This window comes from Comamonas sp. (assembly GCF_009360615.1).
In the GTDB taxonomy this organism is placed as follows: Bacteria; Pseudomonadota; Gammaproteobacteria; order Burkholderiales; family Burkholderiaceae_C; genus Comamonas.
This window is the reverse complement of the sequence record NZ_SPEY01000109.1, coordinates 17,585-27,741: the sequence shown is the minus strand read 5'-3', so window position 1 is coordinate 27,741 and position 10,157 is coordinate 17,585. Positions and strand designations below refer to the sequence as shown.

Sequence of the window (10,157 nt, the reverse complement as noted above, 5' to 3'; positions counted from 1 at the left end):
TGCGCGCGGGCAGCGGGTCGGTGTGGTTGAACCAGATGCCGTCGATCTTGGAGCCATGGTGCAGCAGCTCCAGCTTCAGATGCTTTTCGCCGACCAGTCGCTGCGAGGTGATCTCCAGCTCTTCGCTGAACGTCGGCGCGGCAAAGCCCTGGCCCCAGACGGCCAGCTGCATCTGTTCGATCAGGCCGGTGTCCAGCCACTGGGGAGACAGCGGCCCGTCGGTCTCCAGTCTGCGCGTCAGCGTGGCGGCATCCAGCCATTCCCTGGCGACCTGGGCAAAAGCCTGCTCGAACTCGTCAAAGTGCGCTTCCTCGATGGTGCAGCCCGCTGCCATGGCGTGACCGCCAAAACGCAGTATCAGACCGGGGTGGCGCTTGCTGACGAGATCCAGCGCATCGCGCAGATGAAAGCCGGGAATGGAGCGGCCCGAGCCCTTGAGCTCATGCTCCTTGCCCGGAGCGCCACTGGCTGCAAAGACAAACGTGGGCCGGTGCAGCTTGTCCTTGATGCGCGAGGCCACCACACCGACCACGCCTTCGTGGAAGTCGGGGTCGAACACGCTGATCGCAGGCGGCGGCGTCATGCCGTCCTCGCACAGGCCCTCGGCCATGAGCAGGGCATGCTCGCGCATGCTGACCTCGATCTCGCGGCGCTCGCGGTTGATGCTGTCCAGCATGCGTGCCAGATTGTCGGCGCGGCCCGCATCCTCCGTAGTCAGGCATTCGATGCCGATGGTCATGTCGGCGAGACGACCGGCGGCATTGATGCGCGGGCCCAGGGCAAAGCCGAAGTCGATGGTGGTGGCCATGTCAAAACGACGGCCCGAGGCTTCGAACAGCGCTCGTATACCGGGCTGCATGCTGCCTTTGCGAATCTGTTTGAGGCCCAGGGCCACCAGGCGACGGTTGTTGGCGTCGAGCTTGACCACATCGGCCACCGTGCCCAGGGCGACCAGGGGCAGCAATTGCTCCAGCCTGGGCTGGTTGTGGCGATCAAAGCGGCCCCGGCTGCGCAGTTCGGTGCGCAGGGCCAGCAGCACATAGAACATGACGCCTACGCCAGCCATGGACTTGCTGGCGAACTCGCAGCCCGGCTGGTTGGGGTTGACGATGGCATCGGCCGGGGGCAGGTGCTCGCCCGGCAGATGGTGGTCGGTCACCACGACCGACATGCCCAGCTCTTTGGCCACGGCCACGCCTTCCACGCTGGCGATGCCGTTGTCCACGGTGATCAGCAGGTCGGCACCGGTCTCCTTGACGCGGCGCGAGATGGGCGCGGTCAGCCCGTATCCGTCGACCACGCGGTCGGGCACGAGGTAGTCGGCATGGGCCGCGCCCAGCATGCGCAGGCCGCGCAGGCCCACGGCGCAGGCCGTGGCACCATCGCAGTCATAGTCGGCGACGATGCACAGGCGCTTTTGCGCGTCGATGGCATCGGCCAGCAGTGTCACCGCAGCATCGATGCCGCGAAGGCCCGAGGGCGGCAGCAGCCGGGCCGGCGCATCGTCCAGCTCGTCGGCCGAGCACACGCCTCGCGCTGCATAGAGCTGGGCCAGCAAGGGATGAATCTGGGCCTGCAGCAGTGCAGAGACACTGTCGCTGGGGATGGATCGGGGAATTATTTTCATAGCATTTCCCTCAGATCAGGCAAGCGCTTCGCGCCAAAAATACTCTTTAGCCTTCCCATCATGCCACGTGGCTGGCTTTGCCATTGCACGGCATTGCGCTCGCCGCAGAGCGTGAGCTTGACCGCTTCGCCACGGGCAGCCCGCTGCTGCAGCTCGGCGATCAGGCCGCTGTCCAGTGCCTGCCAGGCCTTTTGCCAGCCTTGCACATTGCCCTGCAGCGCAGTGTGGCGCAGATCATCCACGCACACCGTGGTCCGGGCGGTCGCGGCGGGCAGGCTGGCGAGGTCTCCCGTGCCATGCACCCAGAAAGAGTTGATGGGGGGCAGGCCGCGTTCGCTGCGCCGGTCGTTGAAGACATGGGTGTAGAGCAGCATCTGCAACTCGGTCTGCAGGCGCTGAATGGTGGCTCCCTGAATCGGATCGGGCATCCAGGGGCGCACGTCGCGGCCCAGCGCGCGGTCCATGGATGCGGTGGCCAGATCCTTGAAGGCCGCGCCGCGCGCCAGCCAGAGGTCGGCGCGCAGATATTCCAGCGTGATGCCGTCGTCGCTGAACCAGGGCGCGATCAGCGCCAGCAGCTGGCGGGATTCGTCTTCGTCCAGGGGCGCGCTGGCCGGGTCTGTCTGATGGACCTGGTCCGGCGTGATGTGCCAGTGGCAGGGCGTGATGAAGGCACAGGCCTGGCTGCTGCCTCCAGCCGCCAGCGCCGCCCAGGGAATCAGCCCGGGTGTATCGGGCAGTTGCATGCCAAGGGCCAGGGCGCGCTCGTGCGGGGGGGAGAACTCCATCTCGTCGCCCCGCACCAGCGGGGTCGGGGCCAGCGTTGCCAGCAAGGCCTGCAGGTGAGGGAGTTGCAAACCGTCCCATGCCTTGGGAATGTCGGCAGGGCCGCTGGCATAGGCAACAATGATTTCGGAGGCGCCTGTGCCCAGGGCTTGGGCGGCAGGCAGCAAAGGCGCGGTCAAAGACATGGGCGCTATTGTCGGGCATGGCCGCCGCCAGGGCATGGTGCGGGGGCCTTTGTCACCTTGCCGGCATATTTTTCAGGGTGTAGACCAGGCTGTAGCTCGCATCGTCGGCAATGGCGGGCATGCCGGCATTCCAGTCGTCCCAGCGCTGGCGCATGGCCTCCAGGCGCTCGGGCAGGCGGCCGGCCAGATTGGCACGCTCGCGTTCATCCTGGGCCAGGTTGAACAGGTATTCGTTGTCTTCCACGCGCAGGTATTTCCATTCGCCTTCGCGCAGTGCGCGCTGATGGCGGTAGAGCATGCGCCAGTAGAGCGGCCGGGCAAATTCTGCGTCGTCGCTGTGCAGCACGGGCAGCAGGGAGATGCCGTCCAGCGGGTAGTCCGGGGCGGCCCCCACGCCGGCTGCATCCAGCACCGTGGCCGACCAGTCCATGGTCATGCAGAGCTGGGCGCTGGTGCGGCCGGCCTCGATCACGGCGGGCCAGTGGGCGATCCAGGGGACGCGGATGCCGCCTTCGGTCAGGTCCATCTTGCCGCCCACCAGAGGCCAGCTGTCCGAGAAACGCTCGCCGCCGTTGTCGCTGGTGAAGATGATGAGCGTGTTGTCCAGCTGGCCGTTCTCGCGCAGTGCTTCGACGATCCAGCCGATGCCCTCATCCATGTGATGAATCATGCGGCGGTACTGGTGGATATTGCCTCCCTCCAGATGCGTGATGCCTGCTCCCAGCTGCTCGGCAGTCTCGCGGTCATCACGGGTTTCCCAGGGCCAGTGTGGTGCCGTGTAGTGCAGGCTCAGGAAGAAAGGCGCGTTGCCCGCGCTCATGCGGTTGACGAAGTCCACGCTGCGCCGGGACAGCAGGTCGGTCAGATAGCCTTCGTCGTGGTGCTCCTCTTCGCCCACCCACAGGTCGTGCTGGCCCGAGCTGCTCAGATGGGTGAAGTAATCCACGCCGCCCGACATGGGGCCGAAGTATTCCTCGTAGCCCGAGCGCAGCGGGCCGAAGTGGGGCGGGTAGCCCAGGTGCCATTTGCCTATCAGTGCCGTGCGGTAGCCCGCGCCCTTGAGCAGCGAGGCGACTGTCGGGATTTCGGGCGGCAGGCCCAGCCGGGCACCCAGCGGCGTGCCGCGCGTCCTGCTGTTGATGGGCTCCTCGGCCGCGCCGCGCAAGCGATATTGGTAGCGGGCCGTGGCCAAGGCAAAACGCGTGGGCGAGCACACGGGGGAATTGGCATAGCCCTGGGTGAGCCTGAGGCCCTTGGCGGCCAGGCGGTCCAGCACCGGGGATACCGGGCCGAAGTCGGCATCGCGGCCGCCGTAGCAGCCCAGGTCGGCATAGCCGAGATCGTCGGCGACGATAAAGATGATGTTGGGACGAGTCATGAAATACGGGGCGTTGTCATGGGGCTGATGGCTGGCGCAGGCGCTCATTCCATCTTCATGCCGGTAGCCTGCGCCAGAATCCGGTAACGGTCGGCCAGGGCCTGAATGCGCTTGACGGCCGCGTCGCCGGTCAGCCCTTCGTAGACCATGTCGTTGGCTCGCATGCGCTCGCGCAGCGTGCCGTCCTTCATGGCCTTCTCGAGGTGGGCCTGGATTTTCTGCACCAGCGGCTCGGGTGTGCTGCCGGGCACCCAGGCGGCGAAAAGCACTTCCTGTTGCAGCTCCTTGTGTCCCAGTTCGGCCACCGAGGGGACTTCCGGCAGCAAGGGGTTGCGCTGGGCCGTGGTCACAGCCAGCGCCGTGATCTTTCCAGTGGTCACATGGGGCAGCATGGCGGTGGAGCTGATGACGCCGCCGTCCACCTCGCCCGAGAGCATCGCCAGCGTGGCTGGTGCATTGCCTTTGTAGGGCACGTGGTTGACCTTGGCTCCGGTGGCATGGCTCAGGATGCTGGCGGCCAGGTGGCCGGGTGTTCCATAGCCGGCGGAGCCCAGCGTCAGGCCCTTGTCCTTGCCGCGGGCGATGAACTGCTCCAGCGTCTTGATATTGGTTTTGGGGCTGACAGCCATCAGCATGCCTTGCGAGGCGAACACCATGACGGGACGCAGGTCGCCATTCTTGAACGGCATGCTTTTGTAGATCAGCGGGTTGACCGTGAGACTGGTGTCCAGGCCGATCAGCAGGGTGTATCCGTCGGCGGCAGCCTTGGCGACGTAATCGGCTCCTATGTTGCCGCCGGCGCCGGTGCGGTTCTCCACCACGAACGGCTGCCTGGTCTCGCGTTGGAGTACTTCCCCTACGCCGCGCGCCAATATGTCCACCGCCCCTCCGGGAGCGAAGGAGGCGATCAGTCGAACCGGCTTGCCGGGCCAGGCGGCGCCATCGGCAGGCTGGCCCTGGGAGGCGAATGCCGTGCAGCCCAGCAGCAGAGCCAGGCTGGTTTGAAGAAGGCGGCGGGGTGCAATCAGGCGGGCCATGGAATCACTCTCTTGTCTGAGGAAGGTGCTGGCATTTGCGAAAATCCCAGCATTTCCCTTGTCTCTGTATTGGGAGCAACCACTGTAGAAGTGGCGGCCACAATTGATCTAATCAACTCATCTCCGTGAATACCCGACAGCCCACCTCCATTCAGCAGATGCTGCTGTTTCGCATCAGCCGCTTCTTCGGCGTGGCGGGCGGCATGGCCATGCGCATGTGCGAGGCCCGCTTCGGCCTCACGCGTCGTGAATGGGGCGTGATGGCGACGCTGGCGACCGAGGAGGGTTTGCTGTCATCCGAGCTGGCGCAGAAGGCGCAGCTGGACAGGGCGCGCACTTCGCGTGCGCTCAGCGGCCTGGAGGAAAAAGGCTGGGTGCTGCGCAAGCCTCTGGATGGAGACCGCAGGCGCGTGGCCATCTATCTGACCGAAGAGGGGCGGCGCATGTACGGTCTGATACTGCCCGAGATGGTCAAGATTCATGCCGATATCGTGTCTGTTCTCAGCGATGAGGAACTGGCCTTGTTTGACGGCCTGCTGGCAAGGCTCCAGGCCCATGCGGTGACGCTGGAGCAGCAGGATCAGTATGCGGATCTGCCGCGCATAGGACGCAGCCGCCGGCCCCGGTAGGGGCAGGAAGTGCATAAGGCAGGCGCCGACAACAGGGCATTGCGGGCAATGCCACAATGCATGCCAACATGCAATTTCCCTACGAACTGGCCGTGGGCTGGCGCTATACCCGTGCAGGGCGCGCCACACGCCGCAATGGCTTCATCTCCTTTATCTCGGGTGTCTCCATGCTTGGCATTGCGCTGGGCGTGGCGGCGCTGATCATTGTGCTGAGCGTGATGAACGGCTTCCAGAAGGAAGTGCGCGATCGCATGCTCAGCGTCGTCTCCCATGTGGAAATCTACGCCCCGCAGGGCGCTCCGCTGCCTGATGTGGAGCGCACCATGCGCGAGGCCAGAGCCAACCCCGATGTGGTGGGGGCCGCGCCTTTTGTGGCGGCTCAGGCACTGCTGGCGCGTGGCGAAGACATGAAAGGCGCCCTGGTGCGCGGTATCGATCCGGCGCGTGAAGGCGAAGTGACCGATCTGGCGGCCACCAGCGGCGAGGTGCTCAAGCGTCTGGTGCCCGGCGATTTCAAGGTGGTTCTGGGCATCGAGCTGGCGCGCAATCTCGGTGTGAGCGAAGGGGATGTGATCACGCTGATCGCTCCCAGCGGTCAGGTCACGCCGGCCGGCGTGCTGCCGCGCATGAAGCAGATGACGGTGGCAGGCACCTTCGATTCCGGCCACTACGAATATGACTCGGCGCTGGTGATGATGCATTACGAGGATGCACAGCGCATCTTCCGCCTGGAAGGGCCGACCGGCATTCGCCTCAAGCTCAAGGACTTGCACGAGGCGCCGCGCGTGGCGCATGAACTCGCGGACACCCTGACGGACCGTCTGTTCATTCGCGACTGGACCCAGCAGAACAAGACCTGGTTTGCTGCCGTGCAACTCGAAAAACGCATGATGTTCATCATCCTCACCCTGATCGTGGCCGTGGCGGCTTTCAACCTGGTGTCCACCCTGGTGATGAGCGTGCAGGACAAGCGTGCCGACATTGCCATCCTGCGCACCCTGGGGGCCTCGCCTTCGTCCATCATGGGCATCTTCATGGTGCAGGGCGCCATGGTCGGCGTCATCGGCACCTTGGCCGGTCTGGCGCTGGGGCTGGCGGTTGCCTTCAATATCGACGTCATCGTGCCGGCCATAGAACAGGCTCTGCATGCCAACTTCCTGCCCAAGGACATCTACCTCATCAGCAAGATGCCCAGCGAGCCGCAGTCCACGGACATTGTGCCGATCGCGGTGATTTCCCTGATTCTTTCTTTTGTGGCCACGATTTACCCCAGCTGGCGTGCCAGCCGCGTGAACCCTGCGGAGGCTCTGCGCTATGAATGATGTTGTGATGGGTCAGAGCGTGCTGGAGGCACGCGGCCTGACCAAGCGCTTTGCCGAAGGCAAGCTGGACGTGACCGTGCTGCAGGGCGTGGATCTGCGGGTGCAGGCGGGCGAGACGCTGGCCATCGTCGGTGCCTCGGGCTCGGGCAAGTCCACCTTGCTGCATTTGCTGGGGGGGCTGGATGCGCCCACCACGGGTAGCGTCAGTCTCATGGGGCAGCCTCTGCACCAGCTCAGCCCGCAGAAGCAGGGCGCGCTGCGCAACCGGCATCTGGGCTTTATCTACCAGTTCCATCACCTGCTGGCCGAGTTCTCGGCCCAGGAGAATGTGGCCATGCCGCTGCGCATTCGACGCGACGCCAAGCAGGACTGCATGGACCGCGCGGCCGAGATGCTGCGCGCCGTGGGGCTGGGCGAGCGCATGGCGCATCGCCCGGCCGAGCTCTCGGGCGGCGAGCGTCAGCGCGTGGCCATTGCACGTGCGCTGGTGACGCGCCCGGCCTGTGTGCTGGCCGACGAGCCCACGGGCAACCTGGATCGCGGCACGGCCGATACGGTGTTTGCGCTGATGCTGGAGCTGGCGCGCAGCCATGGCACGGCATTTGTGATGGTCACCCATGACGAAGGATTGGCCGCGCGCTGCGATCGCATGGTCAGGCTGGGGCGTGGGCAACTGGCCTGACCGTTCAGAGCGATGAAATGACCCGGGGCTGCTTCAACTGGAGCGGCCCCGTTCTTTGCCGTGTAATGCACCTGGAGCGCGCTGTCAGCAAGCGCCGACGGAGGCATTTCTGATGGCGATCGTGGCCTGCTCGCGGGCCGAAGCCTGCAATGGAGTGACCCGTTGCTGCCCGCCCGAGCCGTGGTTGGCGGAGACATCCTGTGCCGTCAGATCGTCGGTGACCTCACGCAGCCTGGCCGACTGGGCCAGCGAGGTCTGGACCACTTCGCCCATGATCTGCGTGACCTGGCGCGAGGAGTTCACGATCTCGGCCATGGTGGTGCCGGCTTCGCGCACCTGGGTCACCCCCTGGGTGACCTGGGTGACCGAGGTCTGGATCAGCTGCTTGATCTCCTTGGCGGCTTCGGCGCTGTGCTGGGCCAGCTGGCGTACCTCACTGGCCACCACGGCAAAGCCGCGGCCCTGGTCACCGGCGCGGGCCGCTTCCACGGCGGCGTTGAGCGCAAGCAGATTGGTCTGGAAGGCGATGGAGTCCATCATGCCGATGATGTCGCTGATCTTGCGTGAGCTGGCGCTGATGGATTCCATGGTGCTCACCACGTCCTGTACGGTACGGCCGCCGGCCTCGGCCACGGTGCAGGCGTCCTGGGCCAGCTCGTTGGCCTGGCGGGCGTGATTGGCGCTCTCGGTCAGGCCTTCCACCGTCGCGCGCAGGGTTTGCGCTGCGGTCACGCGGCGTGTGATGTTGGTGGCGAACTTGACGACCTTGAAGGGCCGGCCTTCGGCGTCGAGAATGGGGTTGTAGCTGGCCTCGATCCAGACTTGGTGCCCCCCCTTGCCTATGCGCAGATACTGGCCTGAATCGTGATGGCCCAGGCCCAGCTTGTGCCAGAAGTGCTGATAGGCCGGCGACTGGCGTTCGTGCGGCTGCACGAACATGCTGTGGTGCCTGCCCACGACTTCGGCAAGGGAGTAGCCCATGGTCTTCAGGAACAGATCGTTGGCCGTGAGGATGTTGCCGCCCAGATCGAACTCGATGATGGCCTGAACCTTGGCGATGGCCTGGAGCTGGCCCCGGGCATCGTCCTCATGCTGCTGCTGTTCGGTAATGTCGGTGGCGTACTTGATGACCTTGCGCGGCTGACCGTGGCTGTCGAAGATCGGGTTATAGCTGGCCTGCAGCCACACATCCTTGCCCTGGCTGTTGATGCGCCGGTAGCGGCCGCTGTCATGCAGGCCTGCCGCCAGACGCTGCCAGAACTGGGCGTACTCGGCAGAGGCGCGGGTCTCCTCGTCGACAAACATGCGGTGGTGCTGACCGATGATCTGCTCGGCGCGATAGCCCATGGTGCGCAGAAAGTTGTCATTGGCCGTCAGCACATGACCCTGCAGGTCGAACTCGATCACGGCCTGTACCTGATCCAGCGCGGCCAGCTTGCCCTGCATGTCGGCGCGTTGATGACTCTGGCTCAGGCGTTGCCAGAGCGTGCTTTGCAGAAGTCGCGTCATAACTTGCTCCTTTGGCCGGTCGCACAGGGCAGTGGGTGAAGTTGCTCAATGTTTTATTTGTTTCAATGTGTTTCTCGTAGGACAAGGCTGGGACTTGTCTGTAGTCAGTTGGCGGGTCATCCGCGATGGTTGGGCTGCATTGAGGGCCTGGCCGATGCATGATGTGCGCATGCCGACCTGGATAGATACCCATTGCCATCTTGATGCGCCCGAGTTCGCGCCGGACAGAGATGCCGTACGCGCTGCGGCGCAGGCTGCCGGCGTCAGGCATCTGGTGATTCCCGCCGTGCAGCGCAGCCACTGGCAGGACGTGATCGCGCTGGCGCATCGCCATGGCGACAGCTATGCGCTGGGCATTCATCCGCTCTACACGTCTGGCGCCGAGGAGTCCGATATTGCGGCCCTGCGCGAGCTGCTGAGCCTGCAGCGCGGCGACCCGCATCTGGTGGCGGTGGGCGAGATAGGACTTGACTTTTTTGTCCCCGGACTGGACGAGCAGCGCCAGATCTGGTTCTACGAGCAGCAGATCCGGCTGGCGCGCGAATTCGGGCTGCCTGTCATCCTGCATGTGCGCAAGAGCAGCGACCGTCTGCTCAAGACCTTGCGCCAGCACCGGGTCGTGGGGGGGATTGCCCATGCATTCAACGGAAGTGCCCAGCAGGCGCAGGCCTTTGTCGATCTGGGCTTCAGGCTGGGCTTTGGCGGAGCCATCACCTATGAGCGCGCACTCAAGCTGCGCGAGCTGGCGGCCCGCCTGCCGCTGCAGGCCCTGGTGCTAGAGACCGATGCGCCCGATATCCCGCCGCACTGGATCTACACCACGGCCGGGCAGCGCGCGGCCGGCCAGCCTCAGGGGCGCAACAGCTCCGCCGAGCTACCGCGCATTGCGGCCGAAATCGCGCGGCTGCGCGGCATGGGCATTGAGCAGCTGGCGCAGGCCAGCACGGCCAATGCACGCGCAGCGCTCAGAGGCCTGCCGGCATTCTTGTAGGAAAACAGCAT

9 protein-coding genes are annotated in these 10,157 nt (G+C 65.1%); 4 read left to right on the top strand and 5 right to left on the bottom strand.

The genetic code is table 11. From position 1 onward, the window contains the following. The 4 genes from recJ to E2583_RS23005 form a co-directional block, all read right to left on the bottom strand. The coding region (recJ, locus tag E2583_RS23020; protein WP_291599037.1) for a single-stranded-DNA-specific exonuclease RecJ at window positions 1-1,627 on the bottom strand (1,627 nt) is incomplete at its 3' end. Further along, window positions 1,624-2,598, bottom strand: a complete 975-nt coding sequence (locus tag E2583_RS23015; RefSeq protein WP_291599034.1) for a phosphoglycerate mutase — start codon at window positions 2,596-2,598, stop codon at window positions 1,624-1,626. The genes recJ and E2583_RS23015, both read right to left, overlap by 4 nt. Window positions 2,599-2,650: 52 nt before the next feature. Then, on the bottom strand, window positions 2,651-4,024 hold the full coding sequence (locus tag E2583_RS23010) for a sulfatase-like hydrolase/transferase (protein ID WP_291599032.1): 1,374 nt from the start codon (window positions 4,022-4,024) through the stop codon (window positions 2,651-2,653). After that, complete coding sequence (locus E2583_RS23005) at window positions 4,021-5,013, bottom strand: tripartite tricarboxylate transporter substrate binding protein (RefSeq protein ID WP_291599030.1); 993 nt, start codon at window positions 5,011-5,013, stop codon at window positions 4,021-4,023. The genes E2583_RS23010 and E2583_RS23005 overlap by 4 nt, the downstream gene beginning before the upstream one ends. Before the next feature lie 158 nt (window positions 5,014-5,171). Between E2583_RS23005 and E2583_RS23000 the strand changes: the two genes are divergently transcribed. The 3 genes from E2583_RS23000 (at window position 5,172) to lolD (ending at window position 7,646) form a co-directional block, all read left to right on the top strand. Continuing rightward, a complete protein-coding gene (locus E2583_RS23000) occupies window positions 5,172-5,642 on the top strand; it encodes a MarR family transcriptional regulator (protein WP_309468028.1) in 471 nt (156 codons plus the stop codon). Window positions 5,643-5,710: 68 nt separating this feature from the next. Next, window positions 5,711-6,964: a lipoprotein-releasing ABC transporter permease subunit gene (locus tag E2583_RS22995; RefSeq protein ID WP_291599026.1), complete on the top strand. Its 1,254-nt coding sequence runs from the start codon at window positions 5,711-5,713 to the stop codon at window positions 6,962-6,964. Then, the gene (lolD, locus tag E2583_RS22990; RefSeq protein WP_291599024.1) at window positions 6,957-7,646 is read left to right on the top strand and encodes a lipoprotein-releasing ABC transporter ATP-binding protein LolD; all 690 of its coding nucleotides are present in this window, start codon (window positions 6,957-6,959) and stop codon (window positions 7,644-7,646) included. The genes E2583_RS22995 and lolD overlap by 8 nt, the downstream gene beginning before the upstream one ends. An 84-nt stretch (window positions 7,647-7,730) precedes the next feature. Here the strand turns inward: lolD and E2583_RS22985 are convergent, their stop codons facing one another. Beyond that, window positions 7,731-9,155 carry a methyl-accepting chemotaxis protein gene (locus tag E2583_RS22985; protein ID WP_291599022.1) on the bottom strand — a complete coding sequence of 475 codons (1,425 nt, stop codon included), beginning with the start codon at window positions 9,153-9,155 and terminating at the stop codon, window positions 7,731-7,733. A 169-nt stretch (window positions 9,156-9,324) separates the two neighbouring features. Here E2583_RS22985 and E2583_RS22980 point away from each other — a divergent pair, with 169 nt between their 5' ends. After that, complete coding sequence (locus E2583_RS22980; protein WP_291599020.1) at window positions 9,325-10,146, top strand: TatD family hydrolase; 822 nt, start codon at window positions 9,325-9,327, stop codon at window positions 10,144-10,146. The last annotated feature ends 11 nt before the right edge of the window (window positions 10,147-10,157 follow it).

Coding starts and splice junctions, on each gene's coding strand:
- E2583_RS22985 (WP_291599022.1), bottom strand. CDS start 9,155: ATGACGCGACTTCTGCAAAGCACGCTCTGGCAACGCCTGAGCCAGAGT.
- E2583_RS23010 (WP_291599032.1), bottom strand. CDS start 4,024: ATGAGCGCCTGCGCCAGCCATCAGCCCCATGACAACGCCCCGTATTTC.
- lolD (WP_291599024.1), top strand. CDS start 6,957: ATGAATGATGTTGTGATGGGTCAGAGCGTGCTGGAGGCACGCGGCCTG.
- E2583_RS23000 (WP_309468028.1), top strand. CDS start 5,172: ATGCTGCTGTTTCGCATCAGCCGCTTCTTCGGCGTGGCGGGCGGCATG.
- E2583_RS23005 (WP_291599030.1), bottom strand. CDS start 5,013: ATGGCCCGCCTGATTGCACCCCGCCGCCTTCTTCAAACCAGCCTGGCT.
- E2583_RS23015 (WP_291599034.1), bottom strand. CDS start 2,598: ATGTCTTTGACCGCGCCTTTGCTGCCTGCCGCCCAAGCCCTGGGCACA.
- E2583_RS22980 (WP_291599020.1), top strand. CDS start 9,325: ATGCCGACCTGGATAGATACCCATTGCCATCTTGATGCGCCCGAGTTC.
- E2583_RS22995 (WP_291599026.1), top strand. CDS start 5,711: ATGCAATTTCCCTACGAACTGGCCGTGGGCTGGCGCTATACCCGTGCA.